This is a genomic window from Microcystis sp. M061S2 (assembly GCF_020245605.1).
Taxonomy (GTDB): domain Bacteria; phylum Cyanobacteriota; class Cyanobacteriia; order Cyanobacteriales; family Microcystaceae; genus Microcystis.
The window spans coordinates 32,137-51,787 of sequence record NZ_JADBUP010000032.1 but is presented as its reverse complement, the minus strand read 5'-3'; the positions used below and the strand labels follow the sequence as shown (position 1 = coordinate 51,787).

The window sequence follows — 19,651 nt, the reverse complement described above, 5'->3', positions numbered from 1 at the left end:
GGGGAAGTAGGAAAAATACCGGCGAGGTCTTTTCTACTCCCCTTAGCAAAAAGTCTAAGGGAGAACGATGATGTTTAATTGTCCAGTTTGTGATGCTATATATAACGAAGGGCAAGAGAGTTGTACGGTATGTAACTGGCCTCTGAATAATGACTCTCAAAAAATTATTATCTGGGCGAAAGGTATTTGGGAAGAGAGAAGTAGTATTAAAGATAAATATAACAAGCGCAAGACGAAAGATGAAGAGTCTTTAGTTGATAAAATCAAAAAGGATTTGATCGACCCTTTGCAAGCCGAGCTTATGGATTTGAAAAAATCACAAGAACAGTTACAGGCGATACATTTAGAGCGAGATAGAACTCTAAAAGAACAACTAGAATCAATCAATAGTAATATTAAAAATATCGAGCAAAATCAAAAACAGTTAGCTACAAAAAATCAAGAAAACTTTTCTCGATCTCAAGAAGAAATTGAAAAAATTAGCAATAGAGTAGGAGATTTAGAAAACAATATTCGATCGAACGAACGTGCCAATCGAAAAATGGTTTCTAACCAATCCTCATATCCTTCTGAAACAAGCGTTTCCTATCCAGAACTTTCGCCACAAACTCAGAACCCGATTAGCCTAGAAGAATCGAATCTAGCGAAAAGATATAACCGCGATCGAGAGTCTTTTTCCCAACAGGCAATCAACGTCACCGCCACCGAAGAAAGCTTGACAAAACTAAGAATCGGTAGTTCCTCGCGGGTAATCTTCGAGAAAAATCGTCGCGGCAATTATTCGATCATCAAAGAAAACGGCACAGAATATTTAGTACCGAGTAACAACCTCAGACTGAACCAACACAACTACAAAGCGATCGAAGACTTTTTCGACTGTAAAAATCTTCAGCTAGAGGGTAACTTTGAACTTCTCAAACCCGCTAGAGTTTCCGCTTTACCCGGAGGGGAAACCTGGCAGTTAGAGGAACGCGGCATCCTACAATTCTGATATATAAAATCGGTGAATCCTATGAAAAAAATCAGCTATGCTAAATTGGCTCTATCCCTGCTCCTCGTTTCTACTGTCCTCGTCGGATGCGGGAAAGGGACTAATTCTGTAAGCACTCAAACCTCTCAAACCTCCTCGGCAACCGTCGCTCAATCTTCTCAATTACAGGCGATCGATAGTGCTTTTGAGGAATTAAAAACTGAACAGAAAACATTTATCGATAACCTTAACCAAGCAATTAACATTACTGACAAAAAAGATCGAGAAAGTATTACGAGTAATAAAGTTAGTAAAAAGATAGAAAATTTACAGCAAAAAATAACACAGTATCGTCAAAATCAGCTATCGAAGTTACAAGGTGAAGAAAAAACAACCATTGAGAAAATTTTGGGTGACATCGATAGCTCTTTAGAGGAAATCTCTCAAAAGGTAATCAATCCTTTTAAGACAGGATTGACAAGAGATGCAATTGAAAATGTTCAGAAACAATTAGATTTTTTTACAAGAAGAAATATCGCCCAAAATAATTATGGTAACTTTGGAGATACTACCGTCGAGGAAATTACAAAATTTCTCCAAGATAAACAGAAGTCACTAGAAGATAATATTAAACAATTAAAATCTCCCATCGATCTGAAAATACAACAATTATCCGAACAAATAGCACAGTTAGAAAAAGAAAAAAACTCTTCTAACACCACTTTTCTCGTTGCCATATTAGCATTATTAGCGAGCATAATTTCTTTGCTAAGATCCCGAAAAAAATCAAGTAAAATCTCCTCTTCCTCTACAAAACAATCATCACCCAATAGACAGGAGCCTACGAATAAGCACTTTCTTAGATTAATTCTTTCTAGATTCAATTTTTGGAGTAAAGAAACAAACCCTGAAGGAGATGGAGAGGGGGAATCTCCAGAGAACTCGTCCGCTTCAGTTGCTTCTCAGAATTGGAGTCCAAATGAAACTCGAATTACTTCTAAAATTTATGATCGAGTTTACAAAGATATTTATAAAGAACTCTCTAAAGAGATAAAAGATATCGAGCGAAAAATTACACAAGAAAACCGTATAATTAATGATAGAATTGCCGATTTAGAATTAGAAAAACACAATCGGAAAACCAAAGATACAAAAGTTCGGGAACAAAAAGAACCAACTGGCATAACCACTTTGAACCCTTCTGCACCACCCGCGAGCCAGACTTACCAGAGTACAGCACCTTCAGTATCTAGCTCTTCCCACTCCCTAGTAGGAGATAATTATTATCGAGATGCTCGTTCCTCATCCCCGATCGAAGTATCTCCTACAGAAGAAAGCCTAGCGAATCGTCGAATAGGAGGGAGCGAACCAATTGTACTAGAAAATAAGCGCCGGGGTTACTATGAGGTGTACCTCGACGGTAACTATCATTGTTTGGTACCTAGCAAAAGTTTTAGAATCAACCAGAATAACTATAAAAGCGTTGAGGATCTATTCGAGTGCCAGAACTACGATCCGAATTATTCCGATAGCTATACCGTCATCCGTCCTGCGGTAGTCTATCCCCTAGCGGGTGGGCAAACTTGGCAGTTACAACAGCGAGGAGTTTTACGTTTTTAGTGCGCTAGAGTACGATGAGGAGTGATGAGAGAAGTTATCCAGATGACGAAACTAAATTTTGCGATCGCCGAAATCTATGAAAAAAGTCAGCTATGCTAAATTGGCTCTATCCCTGATCCTCGCATCTAGTGTCCTCGTCGGATGCGGGAAAGGGACTAATTCTGTGAGCGCTCAAATAATTCCTTCCTCTCAACCCTCCCCGGCAACCGTCGAGAAATCTCCCCAACTGAAGGTGATCAATACAGCTTTCGACGAATTAAAAACCGAACAGCAAAAGTTTCTCAATACCATCGAGATTTGGGTATATCGAGATACAGAAAGTATTACGAGTAATAAAGTTAGTAAAAAGATAGAAAATTTACAGACAAAAATACAAGAGTATCGCCAAAATCAGCTACCGAAGCTAAAAGAAGAAGAAAGAGCATCCATTGAGAAAATTTTAGATAGTATCGATAACACTTTAGTCAAGATCTCTCAAAAGGTAATCACTCCTTTTAAACAAGGATTGACAAGAGATGCAATTGAAAATGTTCAGAAACAATTAGATTTTTTCGGAAGAAGAGAAATTTCCCCCAGATATTACGGTAATTTTGGAAAGGATACCTTTGAGGAAATTACAAAATTTCTCCAAGATAAACAGAAGTTACTAGAATATGATATTCAAAAATTAAACTCTCTCGATAGTGATCGATCTCTCCCTAAATCTATTGTTGATTTTAAGAAAGAATTTTTGATTGTTGCTACATTAGCTTTATTAGCGATCGGAATTTATTGGCTAAAGTTCCGCAGAAAATCTAATTCAAACTTTTTTATACTAAAATTATTAACTAATCGGCAAAATCCTAATAATAAATGGTTTAATAAATTCAATTTATGGACTCGAAACACCCATAAAGATGATCAGAAAAAAAATACAAATAATGCATCCAAAGTTAATATTCAGAATGTAAATAAAAATCAGGTTGAGGAAAATAATAATAATTTTCACGAAAAAGTCTCTCAAGAGTTGGAAGACAACGATCAAACAACCACAGAAGAAATCCGTAAACTTAAGAAGAGAATTGAAGACTTAGAAAGTTGTCTTCCAGAAACCGAAAACGTGGAAGTTCGGGAACAAACAGAACAAACCGATGTAACCCCTTGGCAACCTTCTGAACCACCCGCGAGCCAGACTTACCAGAGTACATCACCTTCAGTATCTAGCTCTTCCTCATTCCTGATCGAAGTATCTCCTACAGAAGAAAGCCTAGCGAATCGCGAGATGGGAGGGAATGATCCAATTGTACTAAAAAATAAACGTCGGGGTATCTATGGAGTTTACCTCGACTGGAAATATCATTGTTTGGTACCTAGCCAATATTTTAGAATCAACCAGAGGAACTATAAAAGCGTTGAAGATCTATTCGAGTGCCAGAACTACGATCCGAATTATTCCGATAGCTATACCGTCATCCGTCCTGCGGTAGTCTATCCCCTAGCGGGTGGAAAAACTTGGCAGTTACAACAGCGAGGAGTTTTACGGTTTTAGCTGATCTAACTATTTAGCAATCAACAACGAAAAATTTCCCCATGAACGTAATCATTATTGGTAATAAAAGTGTTGGTAAGACCAGTATGGTCATTACCCTATCGAAAGGAACCGAAAATGTTAAAGTGATCCCTTCTGGCCCTGGGGGTAAAATCGCTACACTGTCCAATGATAGCATTGAAAAACTAGCGGGAACTTCTCAAAAAGAAGAAGAACCTCTCCTGCTGAGAATTAACCTTCCTTCCGGTTCGGAAAGAGAGGTGAGAGTTCAGTGGATTGATACCCCTGGGGAAGCTTGGTCTAAACCCGCGTGGCAAGAAAGCAACCCAGAAAAATATCAAGATCTGGTACACACTCTCGGTCAAAGTCAAGCGGTTTTACTCCTGCTGCCTCCCTATCGATATCGAATTCGAACTCAAGAAATAGAAGATACTCCCGAATTTGAGGAAATTCTCGACCCGGAGACCTGGAAAAAACAACTCAAGGAACGTCTCACCCTCTTGCGATCGCACTGTCCCAGCGTACAACATATTTTAATCTCTATCCATAAAGCCGATCTATTTCACAACCTAGAGGAGGAAAAAAACACTTGGCAATACGACACCAACGCTTCCTTTCTCTGGGGGAAACACGACACTCATATCCGAGAGACCTATTTTTCCCTAGCTGATGATATAATCCGCGAACATAACTCCCAACCTCCCTACCTCAATCCCAAATTTTTCGTCACCACCATTCACTATCCCACTCTATTAGAATTACCCTGGGTCTATTTAGGAGCTTATTTCGCCAATGCCTAAAGCCTCTACAGAAATTCGCGTGATCGGGGCGAGAAGTTCGGGAAAAACCACCTATCTTGCCACCCTAGCCGTTCTTCCATCGGGTTTACTACAAAAATATCCCAAGTTAGAGGTGATTCCTCGCAATGATGAAGCCACGGCCCTACGGAAACGCGCGCTCGATACGCTCAAAAATCAAGGAAAGATAGCGGGAGATGCCTTCGGTGCTGATCAACTTCATAACCTCAAGGACTATGACTTTCTCATCAAAATCCCGCCGGGGAAAAAGCGATCGAGCATCGAACTAGAACTCCTTGCCAAAGATTTCCCAGGGGAATTTTTTGAACATATTCCCATCCCTCATCAATGGAAAAAAATCACCCCTTGGGTTGATGACCTATTCACTACCGTAAGCTGGATGGTGATGATGACCGATTGGGAACCAGAACGCGACACATCGCTATATCTCCCCGCATTTACCAAACTATGCGAGGAAATTCGCGAGCGGGAAATTCGCAACCCAGAAATTGAAAAACTCCGGATCGCCGTCGTCATGGCTAAATGTGAAAGGGGAGAACTCTGGCCCTGTCGTCTCGATCCCGACGAGGATTTATTCGAGGTACGATTGCCCAAAACCTATAAACATCTCACCAAAACTTTAACCCCCGATCGATTACAATTCTTTGCCTGTTCTGCATTCGGGGTTTTGGGAAGTCGCCGCGATCGAGATTTTGATCCCCGGCCAAACTGCTACTTACCCGACGACGGTTCCCCAGAAGAAAAAAACGCCTATTTACGAGAACCCGATCGCTGGTATCCCTACGGATTAATTCCTCCGCTATACTGGTTAGCGACAGGCATTCGACTCGAAGAATAATTATGTGGAGTCGTCAACAACCCCCAGAAACCACCGATTCTCAGCCTACCGAATTTCGGATCATCGGACCGAGGCGATCGGGTAAAACCACCTATCTATCTGCGTTGGCCTACTGGCCGAACGCGAAACCCGATAGTCCGATCGAGAAAGTTATTCCCCGCGACGACGATACGGCTAAACTAATCGCTATGGCAAAAGATATCCTAGAAAATAATGCCATGTTAATGGCTACCTATCTAGCCAGCAATCCGAGCGAAATTCCCACTTATAACCTCTCGATTCAAATGAAGCCCACTTGGCAAGGGGGACAAGCGATCGATATAATTTGTAAAGACTTTGCTGGGGAATTATTTGAAAAACTATCCCAAGGCAAAACTTCCCACATCGAAGAGTATCTAGAAGAATGTGCCTCTGCCCTAGGATTACTCATCCTACTCGATGGTACTTTCTTCACAGAAGATCAAAAGTACGCCCAGGGATTGGCCACCTTGAAACAACAATTAAAGTGGCGACTAGAAAAGAAAAATCAAAACCTCTCCCAGTATCGGATCGCCTTAGCCTTTACCAAAGCCGAACAATCTAAAATGCGAATCCACCGACAGGATATCCCCAGATTTATGAGGCTAAAATTTAATAAAACCTATCAATTACTAGAAAATTGGGGCAAAGAGTGGCCCTGTCCTGTTAAGTATTTTTTTTGTTCGGCATTTGGCATGAAGCCAGGTGCTTCTCCCGACTCTCCCCTCGCCAACGTTCAAGTTACTAGCCGTGAAGGGGGTGTGACTTCTGGAGTGATCGATAACCCAACAGTGTGGAGACCCTTGGGATTAATGGCACCAATTTACTGGTTACACACGGGTACCGATCATCCCCAACTCAGAGACATAGAGGATTAGAAAAACTATGAGCGATTCCATTTTGATCAAGGAATTTTCTCGGAAATTGTTAGAACCGAAAAGACAGGGCGATCGGTGGGTTTCTAGCGGATTCGACAAAGAAATCGGTTTAAGAACCCATGAGGATCCTCCCACCCCCATTCAAAATGCAGTCCATAACCACTGGTTTCGGATTAATGATAGTTATCCTCCGGCAGAAGGAAAGATTGCCCTCATCGCACGAGAAATCGATAGATACGCAGTTTTAGCGGTAGCCTCTCCCCTAAAAGATGATTGTGATCGACCTCTGGTAGGCTATCGTTATTTCTGGCTAGAAAAGCCCCTAGATGGAGAAATAGATGCCGTGGAAACGCTCCTCCGATGGTGGGACAAGAACGAGCGACCCCGTTTCGAGCTAAAGCCTTGTTCAGACATCATACATATTCAGCAACAGAATCGTGGACAGGGATATTATTCAGCGATTCTTCACAGTCCTCATGATTTCGATAAAGTTCGTCAATTTGAGCAACTTGCTTTAGAAGTACAACAAACTCCTCATATTTTTACTCCTAGCAATAGCTTTATTCCTAGGTATTGGCATTTGCATTTTTTTTCTCGATATCTCAAACAAAAATATAATCGCCCGATCGCTTGGGCGTGGAAGGTTACTGTTTTAGAAAATCCTAATCAATTTACCCTAATCGCTTGCACTACTCAAGAATACTGTCAGATCAATTCCGATGTCAACAAAATCCCAACCGCATTAACTCCCCATAAAACTGGGCAAGATATACTAGATACTTCCCCTGTACAGGTTGAATCAATTCAAAGTTTAAAAAGAGCATTAAAAGAACTCTCAGAAGGCAAAGAAATTGATAAAAACCTAAATATCTTAGTTCAAGAACTAGAAAAAACCGATAGCACTCGATGGGATTGGGCAACGCTGATCGATAGCACCTGGCTGGAGCAACGACAGCACACCCAACAAGAAAAGATTTATAAATCATTGATTCTACTATTAAATCCCAATTTACAGCATACTGACTTAACGATTACCGTCTCCGATTGGCTCAATAGCCTACAAGCGCCAGGATCTCCCGCACCTCAAAAATTGCTGGATTTCTCTCGCTTTCTTCCCTCAGCCTTATTGACTCATTTCCAGCCATCCGAATTACCCGTTACTCAAGAAGCGAAAGAAGCACTCGATCGACAGCAGCAGTTGATACAATTGTATTCTAGAAATTCGGTCATATTAGCCAAGAATAAAACAAGACTCCATCAACTCATCGCTCGGTTATTTCTCCTACTGCGATCAAACCTCTCCCCCAAATCAGAAGAAGTAATTCAATGGCTACTGATCGACTACTCCCCACTCTGGAAAGAATCTCTAGAAATCTACACCAACGATCTGTTTAGAAAGCTCGATCGAGCCTATCTCAAAAAAGAACAATTACCCCCTCAAGAAAGCGATAAGTTTATCGAGAAAATTCTCGAAGACTTAAAACAGTGTGAGCAAGGACAAACCGCCGAAAATCCCTCGTCCTACGAGAGCATCGCAGGGATTCTAGAAAAGAATAAATCCTATCCGATCGCCGCTTTTTTCTATAAACTCGCTACGGGTAAAGTTCCCGATAAAATTTGGGAAAACTGCACGAACCTCCCCGAAATTATTCCCCTAGAAAGACCCCCCGCCATTCCTCCACAATCCTCCGAGAAAAGTCCCAATTCTCTCAAGAAAATCGCCCTAATTCTTTGGCAAAAATATCCTTGGCAATGTCTAGGGTTGAGTGTGGCAGTCGGGACGGTGTTGGGGGTGGGAGTCCTGTGGGGAGTTCAATCGATCGGACGGGTATTTTCTCCGAAGATTTCCGCAAATCAATCGGCCATTATTCCCTCCGATCCCGTTCGGGAACTATACTTATATTTTAATCTCCTAGAATCGGGCGATCGCCGACAAGATCTGCAAGCGAAAAATCTAGACAACCTAAAGAAGTTACGGGAAAAGATGCCCGATTTCAACGCTTCCCAGTGGAAAACCAGCACTCAACGCGAAGCATGGCTAAGAGAAAGATCAAGTATTATCAAAAATCCTTTATATCCCTTCCTTCAACAACTGACACCAGCAGTTCCGGTAGAATTAAATAAAACTTACACCGCTAACCAAGTGACAGCCAATCCTCCCCTCAATGCCCCAGAAATTGCCCTAGGGAAAAGTCTTCTCCACTCGCTACAATTGTATGAGGGGGAAATCACTCCGATTTGGGATCAGAAAGTATCGGATGCGATCGCTAAGTTCAAAACACAATACCAGATTCAGCCAGCAGGAGGGGATTTAGATAAAAACACTTGGTCGATTCTCGCTCCCATGATTCAAGATCGGCAGATAAAAACAGCGATCAATACCCTAGAAAGAATCCTAAAAGAGAGCGAAAATTACTCGATCGCTCTCCCTCGATACAAAGCCTTTCAGCAGTGCAAAACTCAGACAAATACCGCCTATTCTGCCTGCCTAGATCAAATATTCAAACCCGATAAATAGACGCTTAATGATGTGGAATCGATGCGAAATTTATCAATTCTCTCGAAAACTTCTAGAGCCAAAATGGTCTAAAAGACATGAGTGCTATGTGAGTACAGGATTTGATCGAGAAATCGGCGGAGAAAATCAGGAAGTACCCCCGGAAATTGCGAATGCCGTCCATAATCATGCCTGTCGAATTAATGATAGTTATCCTCCCCAAACTATCGCCCTAATCTCTAGAGAAATCGGCAAATATGCCCTATTAGCGGTGGCGACAGCCTTAAGAGATGACAGCGATCGCCCTCTAATCGGCTACCGCTATTTCTGGTTAGAAAAACCCTCGCAAGATGGCGAAATAGACGGAATCGGAACGCTGCTAGAATGGTGGATCACTCAAGGTTCTCCCACCTTTCAACTACAACCCTCCTCTTCATCTCCCAAAACACCCCAAAAAGCTTCTAGTTCTTGGCTAAATCGCCATGATTTTTTAAAAAAATATTCAACCGATTCGGTGAAAATTTCTATCAAAAAAATAGAACAAGAAAAAAAATACTCTCGATCGCCATTATATTTAGACAATATAACTTTTGAGGATTGTCGAGAATTTCATGCTCTAGCCCTTTCTCTACAAGCAAACGATTCTAGTCCCCTAAATTGGGCTTTTCGAGTGTCTCAATTAGAGATTCCCGAACAATTCTCTCTGGTTTACACCCAGGATAGCGAGCGAGAACAATTAATTATTCGGTTCGATCGAGTTCCCGAATCCTTCTCGACGGTTTCCGAATATATATCCAGTGATATCCAAGTCAAACGATGTTTACTAAATCTAGCGAAAAATAAAGATCTAGAACGAAACTTACAAGCCCTCTCTAGTTATTTATCTAGTCTTGACAGTGACCATTGGAACTGGGAAATTATTGTTGATAAAACTGCGCTTAAAAATCATAATATCACGGCGGCTAGATATCGAGCATTACTGGCTATTTTAAAACCATTTCCAGAAATCGCTAACTGGCTAGACTGGCTACGGAAACGAAGAAGAAATAAACAGTTTGGGCGTGCGGGCATCGAGATGCAACAACAAGCGCTCGACCAAAATCCCCACCTCGAACAGCGACTATACGCTCTCATCGATGATCTATTAATAACGGAGCAATACAAAAATAGAAAAATTCCCGATCTACCCAAGGAAAAACAATGGTTATTAATTCGCTCCAAAAGCTTCTGGTCAGATTATTTTTATGACTCCGCAAAATATTATACTAAATCACTACTCATACAAATCCACTATCCAGAATATTGTCAACTAGACAATCATTTTTTTAACAAAATTTTACAAAACTATCAACAAAAAAAATTACCCGATGCTACTAAAAAACGATACGAATTTCTCGCACGACTATTCGCCGAAGTGCGCGCCTATAGCCTAGCGGCTCTGTTTTATCAAGTAAGCCAAGGAGAAGTTCCCGCAGATATATACACCCAAGCCGAAATCCATCTCATCGATCTTCAAAAAAGCCACCGCTCATCTGGACTGATCGGCCTAGCTTGGGCGAACCTGACACAGGATCTTATGCTATTATTTAGAAATCTGAGGGGAGGCTAGGGCAACCCAACGATCAAACCGAAAATTCCCCAACTACGAACGCACTAGCAGCATTAGACTATGGCGGAAACCTTTCTAGTCAATACTAGGAATACTTTGTCTCTAAACGTTTAACTGGATCAGGAAGGGAGTATTGAAAAAATGAGACTTGTTTTTTATCTGTTGGGGGGCATTATTTCAGCGCTGATCGGCTGGAACTTGAGCTTAGTGATCTTAGACCTCTTTAAATTCGCATCGAAGACAATTACTGGAAGCACTTTCCCTTTTTACGTCGAGTTTATTCTCTTCCCGATCGTCACTATCTGTTTAAGTGTCACCCTTGTCCTAACGACCATTTATCTGAGTAATCCGATTCACTACAAAGCGAATCGAAGAATCCGCAATAGTTATCTCAAAATCGCCCTAAAAACTGGTTTAATCGCTGGAGCGATCGCCGCAGTGCTAACTGTGATTATTTACCAGGGAAAATTCCCCCCGGCAAGTGTTCGCATAGTGGGCTGGAGTTTAATCGGTTTAGGGGCCGGTGTAGCCGAGGGATTATCTTGGCGATCGCTGAGTACCGAGGGTGCGAAAAGTAACACCTTTGAGCGACCGATAAAATCTGCCCTTTTCGGATTACTTGCCGGTTTAATTGCCGCCCTAGCGATCGAATTTCTCCGAACAATAATCCCCCTTGGCGGTTATGAAGATCTGTTAGGATTCACCCTTTTCGGTGCTGGTTTAGGGATGGCGCTCGCCATTTCCACAACCCCCACCTATCAAGTCGCACTGAGAGCCGGTAGAGGATTCGGACGCGCCCGAGAAGATAACCAATCGGGAAACTATCCCAAAATTAACGATCGCTCTTTAAGAATTGTCAATTTCGAGCAAACCCAAATTGAAGAAGGATTATCTATCCAGCTACCTCGCCATACTTCCCAATCTTTACAGATCGGTTCTGCGGAAGATGCCGATATATTTTTGCCAGATGTACCTGCAATAGCCGCCAAGCTCAGTTTAGAGAGAAAACAATGGAGACTTAGCACCCCTGTGGAAAATAAAGTACAAATACAAAGAAGAATGTTATCGGAAAATGCCACGGAAACCTTATATCACAATCAAATGTTGACTTTCTATCATGAAAACACGAATACTCGCTATTACCGATTTATTTTTTGCGATCGCTTTCTCGATCCGGACAACTAAAAAAGCTGGTAGAAACCTTCTGCTTTTTCCCCTATCGATCCTCGCGTTCACTTTCTTCGATTCTGCTTCCGTCCGAGCGAATTCCGTCAAGATTCTCCGCGCCATTACCGACCACGATCAAGTGACTTTAAAAGTACAAGTTCGCGACCATCGTGACCTGCTCGTACCCGGATTACAAGCGAATAACTTTACCGTCCTCACCACGGCGGCCAATCAAACCGAATTTAAATATCGATTAACTCCCCTAACTCTCCCGAAAATTACTATAACCCCACCCGATCAAGTCAAACCCGATCCCGCCTATTTAGTGATTTTGCTAGATATGAGCGGCAGTATGGATAATCGGGATGAATCCCAACAAGTCAAACTCCAGGGAGCGATCGAGGGAATCCAAAAATTTATTACCACGATCAAAACCAAAAAACTTCCCGTAGAAATTGCCCTAGTTCCCTTTGGGGAAGGGTGCGCCCATAGCTATCCGGTCGATCAGACAGTGATTCAAAAGTATCTAGAAGCCTATCCATACAAAACAACCAAAACTCGACTTTCCCAGTTAGCCAATATTGATGTCTGCGCCTCCACCAATCTCTATCAACCCCTCGATGAAGCGGTCAATTTTCTGACCACTTCCGAACGTTTTCAGCAAAATTCTTGGGGTCTGCCTCCCCGTCTCGGCGTGATCCTATTTACCGATGGATTCGATGCCGATCCCGATCGAAACAAGGAAGAACAACGCTTTCAGTCCACTCTGGCTCTGCTGGCCCGTTCCCCTCACGTCACCGTCCACACGATGGGATACGGCGAATCCCTAACCCGACTCCGCGCCCGCGCCCAATGCGCCCAGGAGTTACGCGGCCGCCCTCTCACCGTGGATACTCTCCTTACCTACTGTCAGCTTCCTTGGGGAGAAGATATCCGCGAGTTTATCGTCGATCGATCTCGATTGACAGCGATTGCTAAAGAGACCGGCGGAATTGCCCGATTCCCGCGTTCAGCTGAAGAAGTGAGCCAAGGATTACGAGAGTTCCTGACCGCGCTCCGAGAATACGAGATCAGCTATCCACAACCAACCGCCGATCGGCTCACCATCCATCAAGCCAAAGTTATCGTCAATGCTCCAGGACGAGGTATGTCCTCTCTCATCTCCGCACCGATCGAATTCCAGATGCCGAATTATCTCTATCACTCTCTCTCGATTTGGGAACGTTTGGCGATTTTTCTCGGTACGCTAGTCGCAACGGTATTCGGTGTTCGCCGGTTCAATGCCTGGAGCCACCAACTCAAAGAAGAAAGCCGCCGAAATTTAGAGGGGTTTTAATGGTTTTTGGACAGGTGCAAGATCACCTATGGATGATAATCTGCTCAAGTCCCTTGAATTGGTTAAAGATAAGCGAAAAACTAGATGATAAAAACAATTTATTAAAACCAGAAGAAAGAATACTTGATTTTATTGAACTTCACTGCGAGGAACTCCTCTATGCTGTTTAAATCCCAAAAGACAGGGCAGAAATTTAACCCCGATTACTGGCGAGATCATTCGGCCAACGAACGCACCTATCTGTCTTGGATGCGTGCCTCGATCGCTTTGATGGGTTTTGGTCTGGTCATTTTGCGTTTACGAACGGCATCTTCTACAGTAATAGGATTGGGGTGGTTGTTGGGTTTTGTCTTCGCTATGGTGGGATTATTAACCGTTGTCATCGCCACGCGCCGGTATTTTCTCATCCGGCGAGCGATCGATAGTAATAGCTACGAACCCGCTCAAGTCTGGATTATTTGCTTTAGTATAGCGATCGCTTGTCTCGGGTCGGGAATTCTCTATTTTGTCGCGACCAGTCCCGATAGCGGTGGAGTGGAAAGCATCGGTTTCGATTAAAACCCCATCCTCGGACGGAGCGGGATGGGGAGAAAATTGCTCGATACAGGTGGTAAAATCCAGATAACTACTTAGAATTACCCATTTTCCGACCTTTCCCAAGAAGGGGCAAAAGGTGGACAAATTAAAGGACAAGCGCGCCAATGACTGTGAACAGGGACTCCCAAGCGCTGACAATAGCCATTTCCTCTCCCCTGAAACTTATAAAACCGACAGTAACGACAGGTAGAGGAACAAGTGGCAACTTTCGGGAGAGGATTTCCCGTGGTTTCGAGCGCTGTTAGTTTTGGGGATAGGGTGGAAATGGTGTCTAGCAAGGAAGTCTCCAAGGCTAACGGGGTTCACTAGCGACTCTTACCGTACCTAGTCACAAATTATGTCACAGTCGCCCGTCGTCCCGGAGTATAACGATTGACACGCTCCTAAAAAATTGAGAAAATCCCTTGCTGCCAGAACTATTCCACCACAACAGGCCTAGAAAAGCCCCAACTTAACGAGACCGCCACCATCATCAATACCATCCACTCTGGCGGTAAATAGGTTGGTTGACAAGCTTTTAATAACAATCTTCCCCCTACCGCTAAAACCGTCAGATAGGCCGCATCTTGTAGGTAAACAAACTCAGCTAACCACTTAACAAATAAACCGGTCAAAAATCCTAGGGCTAACATTCCCAAAATACCACCAGTCAGGAGAATCCAGAATCGATCGGCTAGGGCGATCGCTGTTGTCATACTATCAAGAGAAAAAGCCAGATCCGTAAAAGCAATCAGAACAATAACAGAACCCAAAGATTCTATTCCGAAATTAGGGTCAAAATTTTGGTCTTCTGTCTCTATATTGCGAAATTTCTGCCAAAAATGCTTACCCGCTAACCAGATCAGATAAATAGCGCCCAGTACCTCCACCTGCCAGAATTTAACTGTCCAACTGGCACTGACTAACATGGCAACTCTCAAGACAAATGCCCCAGCTAATCCCCAGTTTAAAGCTTGGCGTTCTTGTCTGGGGTCGGGAAGTTCTCGCACCAAAGCGGCCAGGGCGACGGCATTATCGGCCGATAGAATGGTTTCTAAGACTGCCAGGGTGAGAATAGTGCCGCAAGTGGTTAGAGAGAGATTTTCAGCGATTTTGAGGGGACATAAATTAGCTTTTCACTCCTATTACTGTGTTGAGACAGATTAATCCTTCTACGGTTCTTGGCCAGGTAATGATTTGGTAGTAGTGGCGTAGCCCTCTTGCTCATCTGGTATGAAGTGTGTAAAATATTTATTAATAAAAATAATGGCTCTTCTGGTTTCTGTGTGGAAACGAGGTCTATACTGATAGAATATCCGCAAAATAGCGCTAAAAGTCTTGTCTGATAAGTATTTCACGATTCCATAAGCAAAAATTATCACACAAAGTCGAGAAGAGCCGTTGGGGAACTGTTTGGTATTTTATCCATGACTACAATGCAGAGCAAAGCAAAGGATTAAGCCTCCATCACTACTACCGAATCACCACCCGAATTTGAAAATCGTTAAGCCAGAGGAGGTAGAAAGAGCCTTAAACTTAATTAACAATCGTCCTCGAAAATGCCTTGACTATCGTACCCCAAATGAGAAATTGGCCATGTCTAGCTACTTATTCAGGTCACTTCCTGAAATGCGTTGGACAAAAATTGACCAGACTTGGGGATCAATGTTTCCTCTCCAACTATTAAGAGTGTCGAAATAATAGTGAAATTTTGTGACAAAGTGCAGTCAGATATAAGAATCTTTGCCAGAATCCCGGAAAGCTTCTGTGATAAGTCTCCTTAAAGGAGATTGTTTGCAGTAAGCTCATCTGGCTAACACGCTTTTGGGCGTGATATAGGGAAAAGTTCTGGCGATTGCGCCTAAATGGAGTGATATACAGAAAGTTGACCCATATCGTTACTCTGAAGAGTGTTATACAGAGAGTTGACCTATAATATGTAGTTAGACAGAAATTCAGGAGTAACTTAACGAGGCTATATCCATTAAGGTTTCGCAATTAATGGCGATAAGTTTACTGTTATTAGGAGAACAAAGCCCAATATCATTTTTAAAATGCAGTGAATAATTTTGGTTTTTTTATCATCCAAACAGACTATTAGTAGATAGGTTCAAAAGTTATGTGGTACTTTATAGAAGACAATCAAAAAAGAGGAAGTTTCAGTCTTGAAGAGATGGAATCTTTAGCCAATCAAGGTGATATTAATGAAAATACTTTAGTTTGGAAAAAAGGTATGAAAGAATGGCAACCCCTGAGCCAAACTGAATTAAACGATATTCTACCAGAGGATGCACCTCCACCCATTCCACGCGAATTACCTCCCCCGTTTCCGACTACTTATAGAAATGTTCAAAAAGAAAGAGTTGAAACAACAAGTCCTTATTCCCCAGCACCTGCCTCTCAAGAGGATGCTAGAATAAAGCTGCTCTATGCAGCAAAAGCTAGAATATGGGCGCACTGGCTATTTTGGCTTTTGATTCCCTTCATTGGAGGTATAATTAGTGTTACAAAAACTAAATTAGAAGGTGATGAACCTCGCAATCAAGCAATTAGTGTACTAATCTTGTCTATAATGAATACTATATTTCCAACCTGGTGGTGGTTCAGTTTAGCATTATTGGCAAATATGATTTTCGGTGCATACAAAACCCAAGAACTTATAGAAAAGGCAAGACATCAATTAAATATAAAAGATCCCTTACAAGCTGAAAAACAACTTTTTAACCATTTTTAGTTGCCGTAGGGTGCGTCCCCTAATCTGGATCCTACTGCTCCACCGATCGATTTTTGGGAACGCACCATGCACATTGATTGAAACTGTGAGTTTAAGTGCGATGCCGATTTTGTAGGGTGCGAAAACGCGCGTGTAACGCACCTTTTTCAAGTTAGCTATAATGTCGGTTAGACAATACTCTTATGAAGCGTTTAACCATCAGATATACATTCATGAGCATATTGTTCCACCAGTAATTCGATTATTTTTTCCTAAGTAATTTGCTTTCGGGCAGCTTGAGATTTAAAGAAGGTTACACTTTCTTCTGTTAATTCTAATGTTACTTGAGTAGTTTTGGTTTTACCTTTAGGAACTAACTGGTCTGGAGGCGGTAAAAAATCTTTAACGACTTGTCCCAGTTCCATTGGTTCATCAGTATAAGTTATTTTGCTGTTCATATAGTTTACGTCCTTTTCGCCAATAACCAGCTCCAAAAATTCTAACTTTTCCTTCCAGGTAAGTAAAGCGTACTGTGATAATTCCTTCATCGACTTGCCCCATACAGTAAAATCGATTTTCTTCTTGACTGTGAGCCAGATCTTGTACGATAACTCTTTTGGGGTCAAAAAATGCGTATTGGGCTAATTCAAAGGAAACATCGTGTTTCTGTTGGTTTAAACGATTTTTATCTTCATCCCATTCAAAGCTTTCATCCATAGGCGGAGTTGATAAGCCTAACCACTATGATTTTAACATAGGCTTTAAAGAACATGAGTTGAATCAAATTGATAGGCTGGTCATAGAACATCAAACAACATTACTCGATACATGGCATGACTACTTTGACACTTGAGACAGAACCAACCTTAAATCAAGTGCGATCGCCGTTCTTGTAGGGTGCGTTCCCTTCCACCGATCGATTTTGGGGAACGCACCCTGCACATTGATTGAAACTGTGAGTCTAAGTGCGATGCTGAAGGCACTGCGTAGCAGATCGCTGATCTTAATAAGCTACATTAACAATAATACTTAAAGAAAAGGCTTAAAGATGCTCAGTAACAAGGGTAAAAAAACAAGTCGCCCCTGGTGTTTTTGCCCGACGATATTGCATATTATAATTAATGAAACAGGTTTTGTTGCTAGATGGATTCGGTTTGGCCAGCCATTACCGATGAAGATGATTGGCAACCTTGCCAAGAATTAGTGGTAAAATTACCAAATAAACCGTTATTTTTCCCCTAACCATAATCCCCCACCCCCAATAAAATTATGATGCACGGTTTTATTCCCCCTCATCGTTATTTTCCCTATCTTACTTGGACCGATATAGATTCAATGCCAGATAAGGAAAATGTGGTAATTATTCAACCCATCGGTGCGATCGAACAACACGGCCCCCATCTCCCTATTGCCGTCGATGCTGCCATTAGTTTAGGGGTTTTAGGCAAAGCTTTCGAGAAATTAAATACAAATGTTCCCGCCTTTGCTTTACCCTGTCTCTACTACGGAAAATCTAACGAACATTGGTCTTTCCCCGGCACGATTACCCTCTCGGCAACAACCTTATTAACCCTCATTCAAGAAATAGCTGAAAGTCTCTATCGTTCAGGTTTTCGTAAGTTAGTATTAATGAACTCCCACGGCGGACAACCGCAAGTTATGGAAATTGCCGCTAGGGATATTCATCAACAATATCCCGATTTTTTAGTATTTCCTTTTTTCACTTGGCGAGTTCCCCACAATGCAGCTGAATTATTCTCGGGATATGAATTAGAATACGGTATTCATGCAGGAGATGTGGAAACTAGCATGATGTTATCATTACTGCCAGAACAGGTAAAAATTGAGCGCGCTGTCCGAGAATATCCCCAAGGTTTGCCAGAAAATAGTTTATTAACTATGGAAGGAAAATTACCCTTTGCTTGGTTAACTAAGGAATTAACTAAAAGTGGAGTGATGGGAGATGCTACTAATGCAAGTAAAGAAAAAGGCGATCGATTATTAGAATCCGTTGCTAATGGTTGGGTACAGGCGATCATTGATGTTTATCGATTCCGTCAACCGAAGTTATACTAATAGAAGATTAATCAGAATTGTTAATAAGCTGTACTGCATTTAAACCGTCTATTGCTAATTTTATTAGCAAGGATCAAACTCCATCTCTCTTATCCTTTGATTCGGGAATTTGATCACTATTTTATATTAACATCAATAGAGGAAATTTTAACCAGACAGGGGTAGTTTTTAGCATAATTATTAATCTCAATCGTGAGTTTTATCCTTGAGTGTTTAGAAATTTTGTAAACGGTAACAAAAAGAAAAAAAACGACATTTTTTACCATATTTTTTGTACGGGATAAGAATCGAAAACAGAATCAACGCCTAGGATAATTAAGTTTTCTGTAATTGCTTGAGAAATTAATAAACGATCAAAGGGATCTTTGTGATAATAAGGTAAGGTGTCTAATGTCCAAATATGAGATAATTTCATGGGTAAAATCTGCACATCATTAATTTTAGTTTGATCTTTAACTATTTCCGAGAGAGAAATATCTAAATTTAATTTGCCTAACTGTACCTTGATCTGTATTTCCCAGACGCTGACCAAACTCAAGAAAAGAAGATTATTTCTATCTTCTAGTATCTCAATTGCTGATGAGGAAAGCTGAGGAGAATTCTGGGAAAACCAGATTAAAGTATGACTATCTAAGAGAATATTCATGAGTCAAAATTCCAGAAGTTATCGGGTAAGGGTTGATTGAAATCATCACTCATCCAAATTTTTCCCTGATGCAACCCAAAGACTCGTTTTTTAGGGGAAGATAACGGCTCCTTTTCCTCCGTGAGAGCTTCTACATATTCTAAGATTTGTTTTTGTTTATCTAGAGGAATTTCCTGTAGCTTGTTAATAATGCTTTCTGTAATTTTATTGCCAGAAATAGTCATGGTTTTCTCAATATCTACTGAAATCTACGATGCAAGCTTCATGATAGCATTTTAAACATAAATAAAGTTAATTTTTGTAGAACCACTTCCCCAACTTGTTTAAGAGAGTTCCTGCAAAAATCAAAAATCTTCCGTGA

Annotated in this window: 19 protein-coding genes and 1 pseudogene; 14 read left to right on the top strand and 6 right to left on the bottom strand. The window is 41.6% G+C overall.

The window, feature by feature from the left end; all coding sequences use genetic code 11:
• Positions 1 to 70 precede the first annotated feature (70 nt).
• The 11 genes from IM475_RS06605 to IM475_RS06555 all read left to right on the top strand — a co-directional run bounded on the left by IM475_RS06605 (position 71) and on the right by IM475_RS06555 (position 13,837).
• Positions 71 to 991 carry a hypothetical protein gene (locus tag IM475_RS06605; RefSeq protein ID WP_287727062.1) on the top strand — a complete coding sequence of 307 codons (921 nt, stop codon included), beginning with the start codon at positions 71 to 73 and terminating at the stop codon, positions 989 to 991.
• Between the two features lie 21 nt (positions 992 to 1,012).
• Positions 1,013 to 2,590, top strand: a complete 1,578-nt coding sequence (locus IM475_RS06600) for a hypothetical protein (RefSeq protein WP_287727061.1) — start codon at positions 1,013 to 1,015, stop codon at positions 2,588 to 2,590.
• A 76-nt stretch (positions 2,591 to 2,666) separates the two neighbouring features.
• Positions 2,667 to 4,118 carry a hypothetical protein gene (locus IM475_RS06595; protein WP_287727060.1) on the top strand — a complete coding sequence of 484 codons (1,452 nt, stop codon included), beginning with the start codon at positions 2,667 to 2,669 and terminating at the stop codon, positions 4,116 to 4,118.
• 41 nt (positions 4,119 to 4,159) lie between these two features.
• Positions 4,160 to 4,918 carry a hypothetical protein gene (locus IM475_RS06590; RefSeq protein WP_287727059.1) on the top strand — a complete coding sequence of 253 codons (759 nt, stop codon included), beginning with the start codon at positions 4,160 to 4,162 and terminating at the stop codon, positions 4,916 to 4,918.
• The gene (locus IM475_RS06585; RefSeq protein WP_287727058.1) at positions 4,911 to 5,774 is read left to right on the top strand and encodes a hypothetical protein; all 864 of its coding nucleotides are present in this window, start codon (positions 4,911 to 4,913) and stop codon (positions 5,772 to 5,774) included. Before IM475_RS06590 ends, IM475_RS06585 begins: the two co-directional genes overlap by 8 nt.
• A gap of 2 nt (positions 5,775 to 5,776) precedes the next feature.
• Entirely contained in the window at positions 5,777 to 6,670 is an 894-nt protein-coding gene (locus tag IM475_RS06580; RefSeq protein ID WP_287727057.1) for a hypothetical protein, read from the top strand.
• A gap of 7 nt (positions 6,671 to 6,677) precedes the next feature.
• Positions 6,678 to 9,188, top strand: a complete 2,511-nt coding sequence (locus IM475_RS06575) for a peptidoglycan-binding protein (RefSeq protein ID WP_287727056.1) — start codon at positions 6,678 to 6,680, stop codon at positions 9,186 to 9,188.
• Positions 9,189 to 9,276: 88 nt separating this feature from the next.
• Complete coding sequence (locus IM475_RS06570; RefSeq protein WP_287727055.1) at positions 9,277 to 10,776, top strand: hypothetical protein; 1,500 nt, start codon at positions 9,277 to 9,279, stop codon at positions 10,774 to 10,776.
• Between the two features lie 141 nt (positions 10,777 to 10,917).
• The gene (locus IM475_RS06565; protein WP_287727054.1) at positions 10,918 to 11,961 is read left to right on the top strand and encodes an MFS transporter; all 1,044 of its coding nucleotides are present in this window, start codon (positions 10,918 to 10,920) and stop codon (positions 11,959 to 11,961) included.
• Positions 11,894 to 13,279 carry a VWA domain-containing protein gene (locus IM475_RS06560; RefSeq protein ID WP_287727053.1) on the top strand — a complete coding sequence of 462 codons (1,386 nt, stop codon included), beginning with the start codon at positions 11,894 to 11,896 and terminating at the stop codon, positions 13,277 to 13,279. The genes IM475_RS06565 and IM475_RS06560 overlap by 68 nt, the downstream gene beginning before the upstream one ends.
• Before the next feature lie 159 nt (positions 13,280 to 13,438).
• Positions 13,439 to 13,837 (top strand): YidH family protein, encoded by a 399-nt coding sequence (locus tag IM475_RS06555; RefSeq protein ID WP_287727052.1) that lies wholly within the window; start codon positions 13,439 to 13,441, stop codon positions 13,835 to 13,837.
• Between the two features lie 77 nt (positions 13,838 to 13,914).
• Here the strand turns inward: IM475_RS06555 and IM475_RS06550 are convergent, their stop codons facing one another.
• Complete coding sequence (locus IM475_RS06550) at positions 13,915 to 14,154, bottom strand: hypothetical protein (RefSeq protein ID WP_287659462.1); 240 nt, start codon at positions 14,152 to 14,154, stop codon at positions 13,915 to 13,917.
• 138 nt (positions 14,155 to 14,292) lie between these two features.
• The gene (locus IM475_RS06545) at positions 14,293 to 14,931 is read right to left on the bottom strand and encodes a TerC family protein (RefSeq protein ID WP_287659483.1); all 639 of its coding nucleotides are present in this window, start codon (positions 14,929 to 14,931) and stop codon (positions 14,293 to 14,295) included.
• A gap of 415 nt (positions 14,932 to 15,346) precedes the next feature.
• Between IM475_RS06545 and IM475_RS23110 the strand changes: the two are divergent.
• Both IM475_RS23110 and IM475_RS06535 read left to right on the top strand, forming a co-directional pair.
• A pseudogene (locus tag IM475_RS23110) lies at positions 15,347 to 15,442 on the top strand (IS30 family transposase); the annotation flags it as partial.
• 532 nt (positions 15,443 to 15,974) lie between these two features.
• Entirely contained in the window at positions 15,975 to 16,589 is a 615-nt protein-coding gene (locus tag IM475_RS06535; protein WP_004160520.1) for a DUF4339 domain-containing protein, read from the top strand.
• 251 nt (positions 16,590 to 16,840) lie between these two features.
• Here IM475_RS06535 and IM475_RS06530 read toward each other — a convergent pair whose 3' ends face one another.
• Positions 16,841 to 17,026, bottom strand: a complete 186-nt coding sequence (locus IM475_RS06530; RefSeq protein ID WP_287727051.1) for a hypothetical protein — start codon at positions 17,024 to 17,026, stop codon at positions 16,841 to 16,843.
• Positions 17,001 to 17,285 carry a BrnT family toxin gene (locus IM475_RS06525; protein ID WP_287727050.1) on the bottom strand — a complete coding sequence of 95 codons (285 nt, stop codon included), beginning with the start codon at positions 17,283 to 17,285 and terminating at the stop codon, positions 17,001 to 17,003. The genes IM475_RS06530 and IM475_RS06525 overlap by 26 nt, the downstream gene beginning before the upstream one ends.
• Positions 17,286 to 17,837: 552 nt before the next feature.
• On the opposite strand from IM475_RS06525, the gene IM475_RS06520 reads away from it, so the two are divergent.
• Complete coding sequence (locus IM475_RS06520) at positions 17,838 to 18,644, top strand: creatininase family protein (RefSeq protein WP_287727049.1); 807 nt, start codon at positions 17,838 to 17,840, stop codon at positions 18,642 to 18,644.
• A 259-nt stretch (positions 18,645 to 18,903) separates the two neighbouring features.
• Here the strand turns inward: IM475_RS06520 and IM475_RS06515 are convergent, their stop codons facing one another.
• Positions 18,904 to 19,290 (bottom strand): type II toxin-antitoxin system VapC family toxin, encoded by a 387-nt coding sequence (locus IM475_RS06515; protein WP_287727048.1) that lies wholly within the window; start codon positions 19,288 to 19,290, stop codon positions 18,904 to 18,906.
• Positions 19,287 to 19,514: a DUF2281 domain-containing protein gene (locus IM475_RS06510; protein ID WP_002734460.1), complete on the bottom strand. Its 228-nt coding sequence runs from the start codon at positions 19,512 to 19,514 to the stop codon at positions 19,287 to 19,289. Before IM475_RS06510 ends, IM475_RS06515 begins: the two co-directional genes overlap by 4 nt.
• Positions 19,515 to 19,651: the final 137 nt, after the last annotated feature.